This window comes from Mycolicibacterium helvum (assembly GCF_010731895.1).
Taxonomy (GTDB): Bacteria; Actinomycetota; Actinomycetes; order Mycobacteriales; family Mycobacteriaceae; genus Mycobacterium; species Mycobacterium helvum.
This window is the reverse complement of the sequence record NZ_AP022596.1, coordinates 5,222,589-5,241,415: the sequence shown is the minus strand read 5'-3', so window position 1 is coordinate 5,241,415 and position 18,827 is coordinate 5,222,589. Positions and strand designations below refer to the sequence as shown.

Here is an 18,827-nt window from a genome sequence, read left to right as displayed (position 1 = left end):
ACTTTTACAAGACCCGAGGGCCTTGGATCAGTTTTTATGTCGCCATGAACGGTCTATGACAAGATGTATCCGTGACGTCGGAGCCAATGGTGAGCGAGCTGCACAGCAGTGTGCTCACCGCGCTCGGCGAAGCCATCGTCTCTGGGCGCTACCAACCCGGCCAGGTGCTGACGCTCGACAGCGTCAGCACCGACCATGGCGTGTCTCGTTCGGTGGCCCGCGAGGCCATCCGGGTGTTGGAGTCCATGCGGATGGTCGCCCCCCGTAGGCGGGTGGGCATCACGATCCAGCCGCCCACCAAGTGGAATGTCTTCGACCCGAGGGTGATTCGCTGGCGACTGGATGCCGGTGACCGTGCTGCGCAACTGACGTCGTTGTCGGAGTTGCGACGGGGTTTCGAGCCGGCGGCCGCCGCATTGGCTGCGCGCCGTGCCGACCCGCATCAGTGCCGCATCATGGCGGCCGCTGTCTCGGACATGGTGGTGCATGGCCGCTCAGGCGATTTGGAATCGTATCTTCTGGCGGACAAGGTATTTCACCGCACGCTGTTGGAGGCCAGTGGCAATGAGATGTTCCGGGCGCTCACCGACGTGGTGGCCGAAGTGCTCGCCGGACGGACCCATCACGGCATGATGCCCAGCCGGCCCAACCCGACAGCGATCGAATTGCATGACGAAGTGGCGCGGGCGATCCGACTGCGCGACGAGGTCGCCGCCGAACGCGCCATGCGCGCGATCATCGACGAATCAGCCGCGGCGCTGGCCGAGGACCTATCCCCCCGAACAACCTGACGTCATGCGGCGGGCTTGTAGTTGAAGTCGATCCGGTCACCGTTGACGTCGCTAACCGTCAACGCGAAGTCCTGGGTCTCCGGGCCGGCCACCACCGTGCACGTGATGGAGTTACCGACCTTGCCCTCCAAATCGCCAGTGCACGTCGCCGAATCCGGCCGGCTCCCCAGCTGCGTCGCAAGCTGATCCAACAGCGAGCTTTCGACCTGAGCCTTCTCCAGCACGGGCAGCACGTTGAAATACAGCATCAGACCCTCGATCTTGGTGACGACCACGGTGCGCTTGGAGGTGACGCCGGCGACCGTGACATCACAGTGAGTCTCGGTGCCCTCCTTACCCTCCAGGCCGCCATCACAGCTCACCGAGTCGACCGTGACGTTGGAGGCTTTGGCCAGCAGGCCGGACACGCCTTTCTCCAGCTGCGCCTTCGACAGCGCCGGGGTCATGTCGTAGCTGACCGTGGCGCCATCGACCTTGGTGACGGTGACCACGGGTTCGAAGCTGTTGTCGGTACTGAGCACCACCTCGCAGCGGGTGGTCTTGCCGACCTCGCCCTGCAGATCATCCTTGCAGGTCACCGTCTGCGGCTTCTGCCCGGCTTTTTCCAGCCGCGCCGAAATGTCCTTTTCGAGGTCGGTTTTCGACACCGAGACACCCGTGCTGACGTTGAACGAGCAACCGGCCAGGGCCGCGCCGGCAAGGCCCGCGGCCGCCAGCGCGGCCCCGAGCCGGGGCAGCACCATCGTCGAAAGCATCATGACCTCCCAGAACGTGCCAGCGGCGCGGATTCCCGCACGCCCGCGTGCAAGATACCAAGCGACCGCTGCGCCTAGGGGACCATCGGTGGTGGTTCACTACAAAGGTGGGCAGATCACCTGAGTTGGCACGCCGTCTCTTCGACCGCTACGAACCCGTTCACGGCATCACCTATTTCGCACCGAGCGTGCGAACCGTGTTGGACGCCTTGGGGTTCATCTGGTTCTGGCGCGGATACTTCGCCTGTCGCGCCGCGCCATTGGGGCAGGTGCCGGCCGAGGTGGTAACCGCGGTGTTCTACAACTTCTCCGCCGAGCGGGTGCACAAGGCGGTGCCCGCGATCTGGGAGATCGCCACGCCAGCCGACATGGTTCGGGTGCGGCTGGACTCCGCAGTGGCCGCATTGCGGGGTTACGGACTCAGCGACCAGACCCCGGGTGTGGCGGAAGCCGCCGAACTTGCCGGCCTAGCCGCCCGCAACGCGCCACTGGACGGTCGGCCATTATTTGCGGCGAATCTGGCACTCCCCTGGCCCGACACCGCGTTGGCAAGCCTGTGGCACGCGGCGACCCTGCTCCGCGAGCACCGCGGCGATGGTCATGTGGCGATTCTGGTCAACGAGGGCATCAGCGGTCGCGAGTCCAACGTGTTTCACGTCGCCGCCGGCGCGGTGCCTGCCGATTTCATCAAGCGTAGCCGGGACTACTCCGACGAGGAGTGGGAGGCGTGCGTGCAGTCTCTCGGCGAGCGCGGATTACTCACGCCCGCATGCACTCTCACCGATGCTGGGCGGGCGCTGAAGGATCACATCGAACTGCGGACCGACACACTTGCGCTGAGCGCGTTGGGCGCACTCGACGACGCTGGCGTGGAGCGGTTGTTCCAGGTGCTCACGCCGATCACCCGGCAGGTGATCGCCGGCGGCGATCTTCCGGTGGCCACCCCGATGGCGCTGCGCCGCGACGAACTCGACGACAATTCCGCGCGGCTATAACGCGGCTATAACGCGGCTATAGAAGGAGCCTCAGACGTTGCGGTTCCACTCCACCCAGCCGGCACCACTTCTGCCATCGGCGGTCTTGACGGCCACCCAGGCCCGCGGGAACAAGCTGATCTGACCCGCCGGTCCGATCAGCCGGACGGGTGCGTGGCCACGGATGTCGACTTCTGTCTGCACCGGCCCCGGCTCATAGACGATGCTGGTGGTCAGCGGTAATCCGTTGTCGGCGAACGTCGCGTCGGCCGTGACGGCCGTGGTCTCGGTGACCGGTTCGCCGGAGCGTTGCAGATAACCCACGCTGATCGGCCCCATGCCAGGGATGCGCAGATCCACACCGTGTAAATGCGTTCCATCCTGCAGATGCAACGCACTCCAGACCCAGTCCATGCTCCACCAGTCACGCACACCGTGCGAGTGATCGCGCTGCCCGGGGACCGCCTCGAAATGATAGACGCGCCCGTCGATGGTGACGGTTCCGGTGATAGTGCAGGGGATTTCGTAGCGCGTGGTGATGCGATACGCATAGGGGGTTCCGACCGACGTCCAGGTGAGGTCCATCGCCAGGTCCACCGGCCGACCAGGCTCGTCCCGCAGGAGCGCCGACGGGTCGTCGTATGCCTGTGCGGTGCCGCGGACTTCGACGCGGTAGGACTGCAACGGCGTGATCGCGCCGTGGCGCAGCTCGGCACCATCGGCTTGGGCGACGGCAGGGTCCACGGGCAGCGGGGCCGCGAAGTTCACCAGCGCGACGGTGGGCATATCCGGACCGCACACCAATGCGTTGATCCACGCAACGTTCTGATTGGGCACCAGGCCGAGCCGGATCCAGCCGCCGACGCCTTGCGCCGGGTCGGCGAAATCCCAGTACCAACTCTCGTTCCACAGCGGCTCGTCGCCGGGTTCATGTGCTCCCTCGTCGGCCGGGTCGGGTGTCAGTGCCTGCGGGGCCTCGCCTGCGGGCAGGACTTCCAATGCCCCCGTATCGAGCACATGACTGGTGTGCCGGTCGAGCATGGTCAAGAACATCTCATCGCCACGATCAGTGCGCTCAACCAGCATTGACGACACGACTGCCATCATCACGCCCGCGAAGCTCTGGCGCCGCACACCGTCGCGCACGTCATCAAGCGTCAGCGACGAATCGGGGCCAAGCCCTTGGTGATACGCGCGCAGTAGCTCGTCGTAGTACGCCCGACGGTCCTCGATGGCGACCGCACAACCGATGAAGTAGGCGACATCGGTCATGGCCGGGCCCCAGGTGACGGTCTGCCAGTCCACCACGGTGAGGTCGCGCCGGGACCCGGGGCGGCCGAAGAGCATGTTGTCCAGCCGGTAGTCGCCGTGCACGAGTCCCTTGATCCGGTCGGCTAACGACTCGGCTGCCAGATAGGCGTCGAAGCTCTCCACCAGGCGTTCGCACACCAGTCGCTGATCCGAGGTAATCGCTTCGCCATAGCGATCAGCGAACCCGGCCCACAGCTGACCGAGCAAAGCCTGGTTCAGCGGGGCGGCCCGAGTAAGCCACTCCGCGTGAGCCAGCCTCTCGCTGCCGATCACCGGGGCGTGCAGGCGGCTCAGCGCGGTCAGCGCCAGAACGGCGTCATCGATTGTGGCACCGCGGATTTCGTCGCCAACCTCGGCGGGAGCGGCATCGTCGAGCAGCAGCGCGAAGATGCCCGTCTCGGGGTCATACGAGGTGTGATAACACTCGGCCACCGGGCCGCCCAGGCGTGGCGCCACGTCGGAGTAAAACCTCACCTCCCGCTCGTAGAGCCCCAGCCCGAGGCCGGTCTGCCTACTCATCGGATCGGTGGCGGCAACCTTGAGGATCACCGAGGCGGGACCGCTTCCGCCGTCGCCGTAGGTCAATCCGATCCGGTAGCACTCGCTCATCTGGCCGGTGCCGATGCGATCGACGGTGAATCCGGTCACCGGGGCCCCGAGGGCTGCGGCCAGCCATTCGGCGGTCAGGTCACTGGGGCGCTCGATGACGATGTCGTTGGTCTGCACGCGACCAACCTAAGCCAGATCGGCAGCCAAACGAAGGCTTTCCGGCCAATTCTTGACGGGTGTCAATTCGAGCCTGGTCAGGCTAGCGACTCGCGAGCGAAAAGCCTTCCCATGCCGTGCGGCGATGGGCGTGCGGGTCATACTCGACCCGGGTCTGCCGGTCGAACACCAGCACCGCGCGCTCCGGATCGCTGTAGCGCGGCCAGTCATCGCCGGGCACACCGCTGCGACTGAAACCGCGCCATCGAGACTGCAGGTCGCGACTGACCTTCAGTGCCGAGCGCCGGTCCATCGCGGCCGTGAGCGCCGACCCGAACCGGGTGCGGTAGATGTCGAAGACCGCCAGCAGTTCGGTCGCGTGCGTGGCGCCGAGACCAGACCAGTGCAGGGTCCGCGGGGCGTAGTCGTAGCGATACATGTAGGTCGGCGCATGGGCGCCATGCGCCTCGGCGATCTGCCAGGCGGCCGTCCCGAACGCAAAATCACCGCCGAGCGCCACACAGGCCGCCGGGCGTGGGTAGCCCGGATAGGCGGCGGTGATCCGTTCTCGCGCTTCGGGATCGGCAGTCGAGAGCAGGCGTTCGATCGCAGGCTCGGTGGTTGGTAGCAGCTTCATGAAGCGAGTGAACAGCTTTCCCTCGTCGGCGTTGGTGCCGACGATCAGCGGCACCTTGTGCGCCGCGCCTCGGCGCATCGCCACGAACGGGTCGTCGGGCAGGACCTCGTCGCCGAAAGTCGGGCCGAGGGAGAAGGCGCCATCCATATCGTCCAGGCTGCGGACCAGCAGGGTGTCCAGCGCGTCAACCAGGTCCCGGGGCCTGGCCCGCATCACGATTTCGGCGCCGTCGTCGGATCCAGCCCCGAGCAGGGCGGCGAACTTTCCGGCAATCTTTGCGGCAGTCTCCGGGCCACTCACCAACCCCGACGCCGGACTCTCGGAAATAGCTTGGGCGAAAAGACCTTCCGCGCCCGGAACGGCCAACAGGGTCGCGACCGCTTGCGCACCGGCGCTCTCGCCGAAGATCGTCACGTTGCCGGGGTCACCGCCGAAGGCGCCGATGTTCTCCCGTACCCAGCGCAAGGCCATGACGAGATCGCGCAGGAACAGGTTGCTGTCGATCGGGGTGTCGGGCGTGGACAGCGACGACAGGTCCACGCAGCCCAGTGCCCCAAGCCGGTAGTTCACCGACACGTATACACAGCCACGGCGGGCCAGCGCGGCGCCGTCATAAAGCGGGGTGGCCGAGCTACCCATCAGGTAACCGCCGCCGTGGATGAAGAACATCACCGGCAATGGCTCATGATCCGGCTCGGCACCCGGCCACTGGGGGGTGACAACATTGAGAGTCAGGCAGTCCTCGCCCATCGGCTGGTACTTGCCCACCCCCAACATCGTGTAGCGCCGCTGCTGAGGGGCACAGTTGGCGAAGCCATGGCAGTACCGCACACCACGCCAGGGCTGCGGGGGCTGCGGGGCACGGAATCGCAGTGCCCCGACCGGCGGGCGGGCGTAGGGAATCGAACGCCACCTGTTTACCCCGTGGCGGGTGAACCCCTCGACGACGCCGCTGCCGGTGGTGGCGCGGACGGTGTGTTCGTGCATCACACGACGGTAGCGAACATCTGGCTCCCCCGACGTGCCTGACAACCCCGGCGGCGTGGGGCCGCTAGCCTGTCGTGATGCGGATTGCCGTATTGCTCACCGCGTCGCTGCTGGTCGCGGGATGCTCCGGGTCCACAGGCGGCCAGGCAAAGCAGACCCAACTGACCCCGATCACCCCATCACGTACCGGCACGTCAGCGACGACGTCGGTGCCAACGACCACCTCCTCGACGCCCGCACCCGCCGCCGGAGTGCCGATCGACGAGGCGATCAAGTGGATCGAAGCGGGGCCGCCCATCGATGCCGCCCAGTACCACATCGCGTTGCGGGGCTCGGTCACGACCGATCTCGGCGACGACATCGCGTTCACGACACCGGCCGGCACGACATGCATGACCGACGCCAAGCACGGCGCTCCAGGACTCGCCTGTCTGGTGGAGTTCACCAATCCCCCGCCGCGACCGCCGGATGTCTACGGTCAGTGGAAGGGCGGCTGGGTCGACTTCGACGGTGGCAGCGTTCAGGTCGGTTCCGCGCACGGCGACCCGGGGCGCTTCGCCAACGGGCAGGGGCGCGAATTGCCCTATGACACTTCACTGTCGTTCGGTGACTATCGCTGCCGCACCGATGCGAGTGCGTTGTTCTGCGTGAACTATGCCAAGCAGTCAGCAGTGCGGCTGTCCGCCGACGGGGCCGACGCCTACGCTTGCGCACGCCAAGTGACGCCGCCGCCGGGAATCGGTGTGCAGTACGTCTGTTAGGGCGCGTGCGCCGGATAGGCGTGCACGACGGCGGAGTCCAGTTTCGGGATGGCGTGGGAGAGATCGTGTTCGGCGCCGTGGGCGATGTGGTGCGCTTCTGCCAGCGTGAGGTTGGGGTCGATGTCGAGTTCGGCGTCGGCGTGCAGCCGGTGACCGATCCAACGCATCCGCACGCTGCGCACCGACCGCACTCCGGGGCGTGCGGCCAGCGTGGTCTCAGCAGTATCGATATAAGTGGGATCTACGCCATCCATCAGGCGGGCGAAGACATCACGGACCGCGGTGCGCAGCACCGCCAGGATGGCCACGGTGATGACCAGACCGATGATCGGGTCCGCCAATGGGAACCCCAGCGCAACGCCGCCGGCGCCGATGACCACCGCCAAAGAGGTGAAACCGTCGGTGCGGGCGTGCAGACCGTCGGCAACCAAGGCGGCCGAGCCGATTCGGCGTCCGATGCGAATTCGGTAGAGCGCCACCCATTCGTTGCCGATGAAGCCGAGCAGACCGGCCAGGGCCACCCAGCCGAGGTGTTCGATGGGGCGGGGGTGGATGAGGCGTCCGATGGCCTCGTAGCCCGCAACAATCGCCGAAAGGGCAATCATCGCAACGACGAACAACCCAGCGAGGTCCTCGACGCGCCCGAAGCCGTAGGTGTAGCGACGGGTAGCGGCCTTGGTGCTCAACGCAAACGCGATCCACAGCGGCACCGCGGTGAGCGCGTCGGAGAAATTGTGGATAGTGTCCGCGGCCAAGGCGATCGACCCGGAGATCATGACGATGACGATCTGAGCGATCGCGGTGATGCCCAACACCACAAGGCTGATCTTGACGGCGCGGATGCCCGCGGTGCTGTCGCGCAGTGCGTCATCGACGCGGCCGGCGTGGTCGTGGCTGTGATCGTGCCCGCGACTCATCAGGCGCTTCCCCGTGACGGCAATTCATGGACACCACGATGGTGAGCGGGTGTGCCGCCGGCCGCGTGCTCGGCGTTGTAGACCGCATCGGTGACGAGCTGACGGACGTGATCGTTCTCGAGCCGATAAAACACCTGGGTGCCCTCGCGCCGGGTGCGCACCAGACGGGCCATCCGCAGCTTGGCCAGATGCTGGGACACCGACGGTGGTGGCTTGCCCACACATTCCGCCAGATCGTTGACGCTGAGTTCACCGTCGATCAGCGACCAGAGCAGCTGCACCCGGGTGGCGTCGGCCAGCATCCGGAAGACCTCCACGACCAGATGAGCGTGGTCGTCAGCCAGTTGCTTACCTGCATTCATACGCAGATAATAGTGCAAGGCGGCGGCGCGGACTACCTCGACTACGGGGCCACCAAATTGAACGCCCAGCCCCGCAAGACGCTCAGCGGGAGAACGCCGGCCGAAGCACTAGCTGTATGAGGCCATGACGTTGGTGACACCGTGAGTGAGTCGTGATGCCGGTGGCTGACCGTCGGTGGCGGAGTGTGGTCGGTCGTAGTTGAAGTGGATGTTCCAGATCTTCAGGGCTTCGGCGCGTTGGGCTTCTGAGGTCCAAGTGCGGGCATAGAGGAACTCTTCTGCCAGGATGCGGTTGTAGCGCTCTACTTTGCCGTTGTGCCGCGGGGTGTAGGGCGCGATTCGCTGATGGCGTGCCCTGTGAAGGACGTGAGCGAAATCCTTGGCTCGGTAGCAGGCGCCGTTGTCGGTGACGATCCGTTCGATCCGGTCGATGCCGTGGGCGGCAAACCATACGCGAGCGCGGTGCATGAAACCGATTGCGGTGGTGGCTTTTTCGTCGGGTAGTGCTTCGGTGTAGGCCAACCGCGCATAGCCGTCGATGGCGGAGTGCAGATAGACGTAGCCGGCTCGGGCGCCCGCGGCGGTGGTTCGGGCGACGGCTTTGGCGTGTGGGCTGCCCTTTCCGTGCACCCTCCAGCCGCCGCCGTCGGGGATGCGGCCGACCTTCTTCACGTCAACGTGAACCATGTGGCCGGGTCGGCGTGCGGTGATGGGACGTGGCGCACGATTCGGCTCCCCGTTGGGGTCGATGAACCGTCGCCGGTTCAGCCCGAGCGCGACCAGGTGCCGAGACACGGTGCGGCGGCTGATCGCTACGCCTTGAGCGTTGAGTTCGAAGGCGATCCGGGTCGCCGACCACTTCCGCGTGCGGCGCATCGTCTCGATCACGGTGATTGTCTGCGCAGCAGTCGCGGCGGGTTGACATCGCGGAGTGGACGAACGGTCTTCCAAGCCCATCTCGCCGAACTGACGGAACCGGTTGACCCACTTCGAGGCACACGCCCGGGAGATCCCCATCTCGGCGGCCACGTGGGCGATCGGACGCGTCTGACAGCGAGCGACGAGACGGCGTCGGCCCTCCACGGACAATGGGGCGTTGCGGTGAGTCATCGAGTGGCTCCGGTCGTGGACGTGTGGTGGTCGCTGCCTCGCGATTGGGCTCTGTGGGGTGCCAGGGCGAAGAATGTCAGGACCGCACCGACGGCCGACAGGGCGGCAAGCGCCAGCCCGATGGTGTGGAAGGCATTGGTGATGCCTTCGGTCAAGGCAGCTGAATGGGCGGGGTCAAGGTGTCCTTGGATCGCTTGCCCGGCCAGTGCTGAAGCGTAGTCGGCGGCGACGCCGTGGCTGCTCAGGTCTCGGGCAGTCAGGGTGGTCAGGACCGCCGCGGCGGCGGCGATCGCGACGGACTCCCCGGTGACGCGCATGGTGTTGAAGATCCCTGCCGCCGCCCCGGCGTTGCTGACAGGGACGGTGCTGACGGCAGCGTTGTCCATGACCCCAAACGCCAGGCCCACGCCCGCACCGAACGGCAACAGCGGCAACGCAAGCATCAGCCATGATCCGTCGCTACGCAGTGTCATCAACAGCAGGGCACCGATCACGATGAGAACGGAGGCTCCGGTCAAGACCATCCTGACCGACGTCCGAGCGGCTAGGTTGCTGGCGATCAGGGGTAGGACCAGTACCGGCGCAGTCATCGGGAGCAGCAGCAGGCCGCTGGCCACCGTGGTGTGCCCGGCAACGCCTTGAAGATAAATGGTGAGGTAGACCAACAGGACCACGAACCCCAAAGAGACAGTGAAGGGTTGAAAAATCACGGCAACGAACTCGGGTTTGCGGAAGAGTCGGACATCGAACATCGCCCGCTCTGCCATGTGAAGTTCCACCACCGCGAACAGGGCTATCAAGGCCACCGCGCCTGCCAGTAAGAACAGCGTGCCCGCCGCGGTCCAGCCGGTGGTACTCGCTGCGACGAACGCAAAGGAAAGACACGTCAGCCCCGCCGTGAAAAGCACCAGCCCGGCCACGTCGAATGCGGGCTGATCGGGATTGCGAGATTCCGGTGCCCGCGTCCCGCACAGCAGTGCGGGTAGGGAGATCGCAGCCAACAGGAAGAACACCGACCGCCAGCCGGCGGACTGCACCAGTGCACCGGCGGCTAGCGGGCCAATGGCCAGACCTGAGCCAAACGATGCCCCGAGGATGCCGAAGGCGAGGTGTCGGCGGCGCCCGGTGGTGGCGTGCGCCAAGACCGCGGCCCCCGACGCCAAGACCGACGCGGCCCCGGCTCCTTGGATGACGCGCGCAGCAACGACCACAGCCATTGACGGGGCCACCGCCACCACCAAGGACATCAGCCCGACCATGGTGATGCCCGACAACAGGATGCGTCGCCTTCCCCACCGATCTGCAAGGCTCCCAAAGGCCAGGGGTAGGGCGGCGAAGGTGATGTTGAAGCCGTTGAGCACCCACTGTCCGGAACTGACGGATGCGCCCAGATTCGCCGCCATGGTGGGCAACGCCATCGCCGCCCCGGTGATCGAGAAGGGCAGCAGCATGCTGGCTAGCGCGATCGCCACCATCATTGGCCAAAATCCGTTTCCGGCCTGGTCGGTCATCGGAGCTGGCTCCTGGGTCGGGATATCAGCGGTGCGGGCAGTACCCGCTCGTGAAGAGGACATGGTGTCGATCGTCAGCGCCGGGGATCCTCGGATGAAGAGACGGTGATTCCCTGGGTATGACAGGACCACCTTCAGAACACCCCAGCCGCGGTGTCGCGGTCATACTGAATTCGATGTCCGACACGCACGCGACCAGCACGACCCTCGGCGGCTACCTACGCGCGCGCCGTGCCCTGGTTTCTCCCGCCGATGTCGGCCGCACGTCGACCAGCAGACGCAGAGTTCCCGGACTACGGCGCGAAGAAGTCGCCGAATTGGTCGGCTTGAGCACCGACTATTACGTACGACTGGAACAGGGACGTGCCGACCGACCCTCCGACGAAGTACTCGACGCGCTCTGTCGAGCGCTGCTTCTCGGATCCGCCGAACGCGCCCACCTCTACGACTTGGCAAGGCCGGTCCGACGCAGGCCCACCCGAGTGATCGCTGACCACCCGCGCACGCTGCGCGACCCGCTCCGCCAGATGGTCGAAGCAATCCCAACCACACCCGCGATGATCATGAACGACCGAAACGACGTGTTGGCGTGGAATCACCTAGCGGCGGCCCTGATCGCCGATTTCCCTAACCTTGCTGTCCAAGAACGCAATATGGGACGCCAGATCTTTCTGAACCCCCAGTCCAAACTTGTGCACCCCGATTGGGACGACGCAGCCCGCACCACAGTGGGGATGCTGCGTATGGCAGCCGGACGTCACCCACACGATCCCGAACTCGTCCAACTCGTTGGCGAACTCTCACTGAGCAGCCCCAGCTTCCGCACCCTCTGGGCATCTCACCACGTACATCAAAAGACGCACGGCCCCAAACGATTCCACCACCCAGACCTGGGCGATATCGACCTGCGATACGAAACATTTCAACTCCCCGACGCCGCCGATCACTTGCTTGTCATTTACACCGCCGCTCCGGGTAGCACCTCAGAGGAAGCACTCAACTTTCTCGGGAGCCTCACGGCCGCATCGCCAAAGACTCCCCACAACCCCAACACCCGCTCGGTCTGATACCGCGGACCCGAATGCGGGCCGGTTTCCACGCCCACGCACCGAGCTCATCCCGAACCGACCCGGCGTGTTCGGAAAGCCTGGTGCAGACCGCCCACTCAGCCGCGCTGACCGCGATCACAACGTTCGCGCCTCGATAAAGAAGCATCCCCGGAGGCCCGTAAGCAACGTCATGACCCGCAACAACTAGCTGCCCGACTCTCACAACCGGCCAAGACACCCGATGCTGCAACACCAGCCCTGAATTCGCCACCTTGCATGCGTGCATAGCTGGCCACTCGGCCACATGGCCTAGCCCGTAACCGCCCGCTTGATCGAGAACAAATATCCCGGCCCGATCCGCCCGGTCAGCACGTCATCGCGCCAACCGATTGCCCCGCTTTGCTTGTCAAGGTCGGACGACTCCCCTTGCCCGAGCTTGATACGCGGGTCCTCGTCGAGCGTGAAATCCACGGCCAAAACCTCACCGGCGATGAGGTCCTTGAGACCATTGCTCCACCCTGTCGGCAGCTCAGGAACAGTGAGCGTCAAAACGATTCGGTCGCTGATGTCAAGCTCACCTTGCCTGCGGGCTTCCTGGATCTCCCGAATCATGTCGCGCGCCCAGCCCTCGGCCTCCAGCTCCACAGTGACGGCGCCGTCCAGCACCACCAGCCCGGCGCCTTCCGGCAGCGCGGCCGTCCACTCCGGATCAGCGGCGACCAGCCGCGAGCTGTATTCCTCGGCGGTGAGCACCACGTCACCGGCAGTCAGCGTGCCATCGGCGTTGAGGACTCCGTTGCCGGCCTTGACCACCTTGATCGCGTCCTGCACGGCCTTGCCCAACCGCGGACCGGCCGCCCTGGCGTTCACGGTCAACTCGAAGCGGCCGTACGCGGGGATGTCGTTGGTGAGCTCGACTGCCTTGACATTCAATTCGTCGGCGATCAGGTCCGTGAACGGTGCGAGTGCAGACGGATCCTCCACCGCAACAGTCAGTTTCGGCAACGGTAGGCGCACCCGCAGCTTGTTCGCCTTGCGCAGCGAGGACGCTGTCGAGCACACGTCCCGCACCTGGTCCATGGCCGTCACCAGCGCGGGGTCGGCGGGGACAACTCCGGCCTGCGGCCAGTCGGTCAGATGTACTGAACGCTCACCGGTCAACCCACGCCAGATGACCTCGGTGGCCATCGGCAGCAGCGGGGCCGCCAGCCGGGTGGTCACCTCGAGCACGGTGTGCAGGGTGTCGATAGCGTCGGAATCCTCTACCCAGAACCGCGAACGCGACCGGCGCACATACCAGTTCGTCAGCGCCTCGGTGAACTGACGCAGTTGTTCGCAGGCGCCGGAGATATCACACACATCCATCGCGTCAGTCAGACCGTCACGCAGCTCGGCGAGCTTGGCCAGGATGTAGCGATCCAGCACATGTCGCGAATCGGTGCGCCAAGTACCGACTTTCGGCGCGTACAGGGCCAAGAAGCTGTAGGCGTTCCACAACGGCAGCAGCACCTGCCGAACGCCTTCGCGAATGCCCTGTTCGGTGACCACGAGGTTTCCGCCGCGCAGGATCGGTGAGGCCATCAGGAACCACCGCATCGCGTCGGACCCGTCGCGGTCGAACACCTCATTGACGTCAGGATAGTTGCGTAGCGACTTACTCATCTTGGCGCCGTCATTGCCAAGCACGATCCCGTGTGCCACACAGGTTTTGAATGCCGGTTTGTCGAACAACGCGCTGGACAGCACGTGCAGGGTGTAGAACCAGCCGCGGGTCTGGCCGATGTACTCGACGATGAAGTCACCGGGGAAATGACCGACGATCTGCTTGTCAGGGTCGGCGGAATCGACACCGCGGAACCAGTCCTGGTTCTCGAACGGGTAGTGCACCTGGGCGTACGGCATTGACCCGGAGTCGAACCACACGTCGAAGACGTCCTCGATGCGGCGCATCGTCGAGTTACCGGACGGATCATCGGGATTCGGCCGGGTCAGCTCGTCGATATAAGGCCGGTGCAGGTTGTCCGGGCGGACTCCGAAGTCCCGCTCGAGCTCATCGAGGCTGCCATAGACATCGATCCGCGGATACGCCGGATCGTCAGACACCCATACGGGAATGGGCGTGCCCCAGTACCGGTTTCGAGAGATCGACCAGTCCCTGGCGCCTGAGAGCCACTTGCCGAACTGGCCATCCTTGACGTGTTCTGGATACCAGGTGATCTGCTGGTTGAGTTCGACCATCCGGTCGCGGAATTCGGTGACCTTGACGAACCACGATGACACCGCACGGTAGATCAGCGGATTGCGGCAGCGCCAGCAATGCGGGTAGGAGTGCTCGTAGGTTTCATGACGGATCAGCACCGGAGTGTTGACCGCGGCGGACCCGGTGCCGTTCTTCAGATCGCGGATGATCTGCGGGTTGGCGTCGAACACGTGCTGACCCTGATAGTCCGGCACGGTCACGTCGAAGCGGCCCTTGGAATCCACCGGGGTGACCGGAACAATACCGACGGTGTCAGTGGTGGCCTTGTCGTCCTCACCGTAGGCCGGTGCCATGTGCACCACGCCGGTGCCGTCCTCGGTGGTGACGAAGTCGCCACGGAGCACCTGAAAAGCGTTGCACGCCTTGTCATCGTCGAGGAAGTACGGGAACGGCGGCAGGTAGCGCAGCCCGAGCAACTGCTCACCGGACACCGTGGCCACCACCTCGGGGTCCTCCCCTAGCTCCCGCGCGTAGGCGCCCAGCCGGGGCTGCGCCAGCACCAGTCGGCGGTCGTCAACCCGCACCACCACATAGGTGACCTCCGGGTTGACCGCCACCGCCTGGTTCGACGGCAGCGTCCACGGCGTGGTGGTCCAGATCAGCAGGTAGGCACCGTCCAGGTCGGATCCGGGCTCGTTGACCCGGAACCCGACAGTGATCGCGGGGTCCTGCCGGCTCTGATAGACGTCGTCGTCCATCCGCAGCTCGTGGTTGGACAGCGGGGTCTCATCGTTCCAGCAGTACGGCAGCACCCGAACGCCTTGGTAAGCAAGGCCCTTGTCCCACAACTGTTTGAACGCCCAGATGACCGACTCCATGAACGATAGGTCAAGCGTCTTGTAGTCGTTGTCGAAGTCCACCCAGCGGGCCTGGCGGGTGACATAGTCGCGCCATTCGCCGGTGTACTTCAGTACCGACGCCCGGCATGCATCGTTGAACTTCCCGATGCCCATCGCTTCGATCTCGGCCTTGTCGGTGATGCTGAGCTGGCGCTGCACCTCGAGTTCGGCCGGCAGCCCGTGGGTGTCCCAGCCGAAGCGGCGCTCCACCTTGTAGCCGCGCATGGTGCGATAACGCGGCACGATGTCCTTGACGTAACCGGTCAGCAGATGACCGTAATGCGGCAGGCCGTTGGCGAACGGCGGGCCGTCATAAAAGACGTACTCTTCTGCGTCGTTGCGGCGGGCAATGCTGGCCCGGAAGGTGTCGTCGGCCGCCCAGTAGTCGAGCACCTCGAGTTCGAGGGCGGGAAAATTGGGTGAGCCACCGGCCGGCTTCGGATAGCCATTCTCGGTCACGTGCGCGTTCGTCTCCTGTGCCCGCTGCCTGGACACGGGGACGACGACGCGCTGGTGCGCGAGCGCCGCGGTACCACCCCGCTTACGCACAGATTCGTGCGTCGCTCTTTACTGGCTGTGACGGGCCTGCCCGTTCGGTTCTACTTGGCCCGACCAGGGCTGTTCTTCCGAAGACTCCCCGGTGATGGCCGGATCGACGCCGATCGGATGATTCTAACCTCAGGCCGGGATGGCCTCGGAAGTCAGACCGATGAGACCGAGTCGGAATTGAGCCGTCAGCTCCTCGACGGTGCAGCGGTCAAGCCGCCGGCCATCGAACCACCAGTCCATCTGCAGTTCCCCGTCGGCCCGGTAGCCCAGCACACCCAGGGCCGGCCCATCGGTGAGCTGAAGCGGACCGAGCGAAGGATCGGGCGGCAGGCCCAGGAACGAGAACACCACGTCGGCCGGGGAATTACTGAGCTGCCGGGCTGGCGTCAGCGCATCGCGGACATCGGCCAACAGGGCGTTTGCGTCCAGGGCTCGTTCTTCAGCGCAGCACAGCCGAAACGGCTGCGCCGTGGTCAGACCGCTGACCGTCACCACACCGACACCGATGGTCCGGGCGATCGCCCGGCCCAGCGCGGCCAAGAGCATTTCCTCGACACCAAAGCCGCCGAACTCGACAGCTCCGTCGAGTTCAGCGGTCAGTTCGTGGGATAGCGGTGCCGACAAACGGACCAGATCCCCTGGTCGTGGTCGGCCAAGAATCTCGTCGTCAACTACCCGCACATTGCTAGACGGGTAGGTCACAGGAGCAACCATGCCCCCCACCGTAGCGGCCGTGTCCCATAGATGGGAGACCAATCCCACAATCGTTACGGCCATGTCAATAAATTCAATAATTTCCTGAAAAAAGTTGCCGATACCCATTACCGGGAGTTCCAGGTTATTCTCCAGACGTGCCTCGTACCGACGAAAACGGACGTCAGCTGAAGACCTTGCTCGACTACCTCCTCGACGGCGACATCGAAGCCAAGGACATCTACGACGCGCTCAGCACCTCTAGCAGCACTTATTACCGGCGAGTAAAGGAACGAGACTACCCGAATGCCGAGGAGTTGCGCTTGGTGGCAACACGATTCGGCCTGAGCTACCCCGACCTGCAGGTCAGGTTCGGACTGATGAGCCGCGAGGAAGTCCAGCAATACGTCGAGTCCACACCATTTACGGTGACGACAATTAATACCGTAACGGCGACACATATTCCGGCGAAACTCTCAGAATTGAAGCCCCGACTAGACGCCCCTTCGCTGTAGTATTTGCTGAAGTTATTCGGGGGCGTAAGGCGACGACGAGATGGGTCTCGGTGCATTAATCACCGTCACGCTGGCATGTATGGCATGGAGCCTGTGGATTAGGCGCGTCACGTGGGGCTGCCGGTGGGAAATCGCCGCGACTCTGAACATCGCCCTGCAGGCCGCCGCCGTGCTGCTGATGTCGCCGTTAGCCTCCGAAACCGTCGGGCACTGGCTGCACTCGCTGACCGGAGTGTGGAACCTCGAGGACTATATCGGCCACGACTGCTACGTCGTGGCCGCCTCGGCGATCGTCTACAACGCTCTGGGCCGCCTGCAGGACGACAACGCCATGCAAGCCGCGTTCAAGCAATACGTCGAACGCCCGGCCACCCTATGCATCCCGTTACTACTCGCGACATTCTCGATCGGCAACGGCGCCAAGATCTATCGCTCCGATTTCTTCACCGTGCCCACCGACTTCTGGCTGGCCGCCTACTGGGCGCTGCTCTGCGGCACCCTGATCTACCTGCTCGGCTACGGTTTACGGGCGCTGCTCATCCTGCGCCGGGATCCGCGGTCGCGGCGGATCGCCAACGTGTACATCACGGCCTCAGTCAGCGGAATCATCGCCTGCACGATTCGCATCATCACCGCCTACGTACCCCTACTGCAGGAGCTGGAGGGCGGCAAACTGGTCTGGTTCTTCGCCTGCTTCTGCGGTGCCGGATTCGCGCTGGCGTCGGCGCACTCATGGCGGATCAAGACCAAATGGTTCACCCGGGCAGCGAGCTGACGGCACGCCCGCTCGGGCGGGTCCCGATAATAGGGATCGATGAAGATCGCGGTGAGCATCCACGGGACACGCGGTGACGTCGAACCCTGCGCAGCGGTGGGCCTCGAGCTGCAGCGCCGGGGGCACGACGTGTACATGGCCGTCCCCCCTAACCTTGTCAGCTTCGTCGAGTCCGCCGGCCTGGCGGCCACCATCGGCTATGGGCCCGACTCGCAGAAACAATTGCAGGGCGACGTCTTCGAGCGACCGGATGCCCTGACCGCGGCCAGCCCGGCGGATTGGCTGCGGTTGGGCAATCCGTTGATCGCCTTACGCAAGGCCAGGGCGGCGGCGACCCGCGGCTGGGCCGAGATGAACGACGCGCTGCTGTCGATGACCGACGGTGCCGATCTAGTGGTGACCGGCACGGCCTATCAGGAGATCGCAGCCAACGTCGCCGAGTTCCGGGGCCTCCCATTGGCCGAGGTGCATTACTTCCCGGTGCGAGCCAACACCCAGGTGCTGCCGGTGCGGCTGCCGCAGCCCGTAGTCGAGGCGGCCTATTCGATGGGTGAATGGCTGCATTGGCGGCTACTCAAACCGGCGGAGTCTCAGCAGCGCCGCACCCTGGGCCTGCCCGCGGCCACCACCCGGCCGGTGGCCCGCATCGTGGCCTCCGGCGCACTCGAGATCCAGGCTTACGACAAGGTGTTCTTCCCCGCATTGGCCGACGAATGGGGTGAGCGACGCCCGCTCGTCGGGTCGATGACGCTGCAACTGCCCACCGAAGTCGACAGTGACGTGGCGTCCTGGATCGCCTCGGGAACACCGCCGATCTACTTTGGCTTCGGCAGCATGCCGATCGACTCCCCCGCCGAGACGGTTCGCCTGATCAGCGACGCCTGCGCCGAGCTGGGCGAACGCGCCCTGATCTGCGCTGGGTTCTCCGACTTCGACGACTCCGCCACAGCAGCCCATGTCAAGGTCGTGGCCGCGGTCAACCATGCCGCCGTATTCCCGTCGTGCCGGGCCGTCGTGCACCACGGCGGAGCGGGCACCACCGCGGCCGGGATCCGCGCCGGAGTTCCCACCCTCGTGCTGTGGGTGGCCGCCGAGCAACCACTTTGGGGCAAACAGGTGGAGCGGCTCGGTGTCGGCACATCCCGCCGTTTCTCAGCTTCTACACGGTATTCGCTGCTGACCGATCTCCGAGCCGTGCTGGCTCCGCAAACAGTCGATCGGTCCCGTTTGCTCGCTGCCCGGATGAGCCCGGCGTCGGGCAGCGTGGCGGCAGCAGCCGACCTTCTCGAGGAGGCCGCCCGCAACCGCCGCCACGGCTGATGTCAA

16 protein-coding genes are annotated in these 18,827 nt (G+C 65.1%); 7 read left to right on the top strand and 9 right to left on the bottom strand.

Annotated elements, in window-relative coordinates:
- The first annotated feature begins 86 nt into the window (after nucleotides 1–86).
- A complete protein-coding gene (locus G6N38_RS24620) occupies nucleotides 87–791 on the top strand; it encodes a FadR/GntR family transcriptional regulator (RefSeq protein ID WP_407663016.1) in 705 nt (234 codons plus the stop codon).
- Between the two features lie 2 nt (nucleotides 792–793).
- Here the strand turns inward: G6N38_RS24620 and G6N38_RS24615 are convergent, their stop codons facing one another.
- The gene (locus G6N38_RS24615; RefSeq protein WP_246227411.1) at nucleotides 794–1,549 is read right to left on the bottom strand and encodes a DUF4333 domain-containing protein; all 756 of its coding nucleotides are present in this window, start codon (nucleotides 1,547–1,549) and stop codon (nucleotides 794–796) included.
- A 104-nt stretch (nucleotides 1,550–1,653) separates the two neighbouring features.
- On the opposite strand from G6N38_RS24615, the gene G6N38_RS24610 reads away from it, so the two are divergent.
- Nucleotides 1,654–2,541, top strand: a complete 888-nt coding sequence (locus G6N38_RS24610; protein ID WP_163750590.1) for an SCO6745 family protein — start codon at nucleotides 1,654–1,656, stop codon at nucleotides 2,539–2,541.
- Nucleotides 2,542–2,571: 30 nt separating this feature from the next.
- On the opposite strand, the gene G6N38_RS24605 is transcribed toward G6N38_RS24610, so the two are convergent.
- Both G6N38_RS24605 and G6N38_RS24600 read right to left on the bottom strand, forming a co-directional pair.
- Nucleotides 2,572–4,557 (bottom strand): DUF7064 domain-containing protein, encoded by a 1,986-nt coding sequence (locus G6N38_RS24605; protein ID WP_163750587.1) that lies wholly within the window; start codon nucleotides 4,555–4,557, stop codon nucleotides 2,572–2,574.
- Nucleotides 4,558–4,639: 82 nt separating this feature from the next.
- The gene (locus G6N38_RS24600; RefSeq protein ID WP_163750585.1) at nucleotides 4,640–6,160 is read right to left on the bottom strand and encodes a carboxylesterase/lipase family protein; all 1,521 of its coding nucleotides are present in this window, start codon (nucleotides 6,158–6,160) and stop codon (nucleotides 4,640–4,642) included.
- Between the two features lie 77 nt (nucleotides 6,161–6,237).
- Between G6N38_RS24600 and G6N38_RS24595 the strand changes: the two genes are divergently transcribed.
- Nucleotides 6,238–6,921 carry a hypothetical protein gene (locus tag G6N38_RS24595; RefSeq protein WP_163750583.1) on the top strand — a complete coding sequence of 228 codons (684 nt, stop codon included), beginning with the start codon at nucleotides 6,238–6,240 and terminating at the stop codon, nucleotides 6,919–6,921.
- Here the strand turns inward: G6N38_RS24595 and G6N38_RS24590 are convergent.
- From G6N38_RS24590 to G6N38_RS24575, 4 genes are all read right to left on the bottom strand, one after another.
- Entirely contained in the window at nucleotides 6,918–7,838 is a 921-nt protein-coding gene (locus G6N38_RS24590) for a cation diffusion facilitator family transporter (protein WP_163750581.1), read from the bottom strand. The two genes, G6N38_RS24595 and G6N38_RS24590, sit on opposite strands and share 4 nt — an antisense overlap.
- Nucleotides 7,838–8,200, bottom strand: a complete 363-nt coding sequence (locus tag G6N38_RS24585) for an ArsR/SmtB family transcription factor (protein WP_163750579.1) — start codon at nucleotides 8,198–8,200, stop codon at nucleotides 7,838–7,840. Before G6N38_RS24585 ends, G6N38_RS24590 begins: the two co-directional genes overlap by 1 nt.
- Before the next feature lie 108 nt (nucleotides 8,201–8,308).
- Nucleotides 8,309–9,310 carry an IS481 family transposase gene (locus G6N38_RS24580; protein ID WP_163750577.1) on the bottom strand — a complete coding sequence of 334 codons (1,002 nt, stop codon included), beginning with the start codon at nucleotides 9,308–9,310 and terminating at the stop codon, nucleotides 8,309–8,311.
- Complete coding sequence (locus tag G6N38_RS24575) at nucleotides 9,307–10,884, bottom strand: MFS transporter (RefSeq protein ID WP_197748103.1); 1,578 nt, start codon at nucleotides 10,882–10,884, stop codon at nucleotides 9,307–9,309. The genes G6N38_RS24580 and G6N38_RS24575 overlap by 4 nt, the downstream gene beginning before the upstream one ends.
- 113 nt (nucleotides 10,885–10,997) lie before the next feature.
- On the opposite strand from G6N38_RS24575, the gene G6N38_RS24570 reads away from it, so the two are divergent.
- Nucleotides 10,998–11,888: a helix-turn-helix transcriptional regulator gene (locus tag G6N38_RS24570; protein ID WP_163750575.1), complete on the top strand. Its 891-nt coding sequence runs from the start codon at nucleotides 10,998–11,000 to the stop codon at nucleotides 11,886–11,888.
- Nucleotides 11,889–12,179: 291 nt separating this feature from the next.
- Here G6N38_RS24570 and ileS read toward each other — a convergent pair whose 3' ends face one another.
- Both ileS and G6N38_RS24560 read right to left on the bottom strand, forming a co-directional pair.
- A complete protein-coding gene (ileS, locus tag G6N38_RS24565) occupies nucleotides 12,180–15,428 on the bottom strand; it encodes an isoleucine--tRNA ligase (protein WP_163750573.1) in 3,249 nt (1,082 codons plus the stop codon).
- A gap of 219 nt (nucleotides 15,429–15,647) precedes the next feature.
- A complete protein-coding gene (locus G6N38_RS24560; protein ID WP_163750570.1) occupies nucleotides 15,648–16,232 on the bottom strand; it encodes a hypothetical protein in 585 nt (194 codons plus the stop codon).
- 137 nt (nucleotides 16,233–16,369) lie between these two features.
- Between G6N38_RS24560 and G6N38_RS24555 the strand changes: the two genes are divergently transcribed.
- From G6N38_RS24555 to G6N38_RS24545, 3 genes are read left to right on the top strand one after another with little or no spacing between them, the layout of a single operon-like run.
- A complete protein-coding gene (locus G6N38_RS24555) occupies nucleotides 16,370–16,726 on the top strand; it encodes an XRE family transcriptional regulator (RefSeq protein ID WP_163750568.1) in 357 nt (118 codons plus the stop codon).
- 40 nt (nucleotides 16,727–16,766) lie between these two features.
- Entirely contained in the window at nucleotides 16,767–17,501 is a 735-nt protein-coding gene (locus tag G6N38_RS24550; protein WP_163750567.1) for a hypothetical protein, read from the top strand.
- Between the two features lie 39 nt (nucleotides 17,502–17,540).
- Nucleotides 17,541–18,821, top strand: coding sequence for a glycosyltransferase (locus G6N38_RS24545; RefSeq protein ID WP_163750566.1), 1,281 nt, complete (start codon nucleotides 17,541–17,543; stop codon nucleotides 18,819–18,821).
- Nucleotides 18,822–18,827 lie beyond the last annotated feature (6 nt).

Bases quoted from the DNA above. Each gene is read 5' to 3' on its own strand.
- G6N38_RS24620 (WP_407663016.1), top strand. From the start codon at position 87: ATGGTGAGCGAGCTGCACAGCAGTGTGCTCACCGCGCTCGGCGAAGCC.
- G6N38_RS24615 (WP_246227411.1), bottom strand. From the start codon at position 1,549: ATGATGCTTTCGACGATGGTGCTGCCCCGGCTCGGGGCCGCGCTGGCG.
- G6N38_RS24600 (WP_163750585.1), bottom strand. From the start codon at position 6,160: ATGCACGAACACACCGTCCGCGCCACCACCGGCAGCGGCGTCGTCGAG.
- G6N38_RS24595 (WP_163750583.1), top strand. From the start codon at position 6,238: ATGCGGATTGCCGTATTGCTCACCGCGTCGCTGCTGGTCGCGGGATGC.
- G6N38_RS24590 (WP_163750581.1), bottom strand. From the start codon at position 7,838: ATGAGTCGCGGGCACGATCACAGCCACGACCACGCCGGCCGCGTCGAT.
- G6N38_RS24585 (WP_163750579.1), bottom strand. From the start codon at position 8,200: ATGAATGCAGGTAAGCAACTGGCTGACGACCACGCTCATCTGGTCGTG.
- G6N38_RS24580 (WP_163750577.1), bottom strand. From the start codon at position 9,310: ATGACTCACCGCAACGCCCCATTGTCCGTGGAGGGCCGACGCCGTCTC.
- G6N38_RS24575 (WP_197748103.1), bottom strand. From the start codon at position 10,884: ATGTCCTCTTCACGAGCGGGTACTGCCCGCACCGCTGATATCCCGACC.
- G6N38_RS24570 (WP_163750575.1), top strand. From the start codon at position 10,998: ATGTCCGACACGCACGCGACCAGCACGACCCTCGGCGGCTACCTACGC.
- G6N38_RS24560 (WP_163750570.1), bottom strand. From the start codon at position 16,232: ATGGTTGCTCCTGTGACCTACCCGTCTAGCAATGTGCGGGTAGTTGAC.
- G6N38_RS24550 (WP_163750567.1), top strand. From the start codon at position 16,767: ATGGGTCTCGGTGCATTAATCACCGTCACGCTGGCATGTATGGCATGG.
- G6N38_RS24545 (WP_163750566.1), top strand. From the start codon at position 17,541: ATGAAGATCGCGGTGAGCATCCACGGGACACGCGGTGACGTCGAACCC.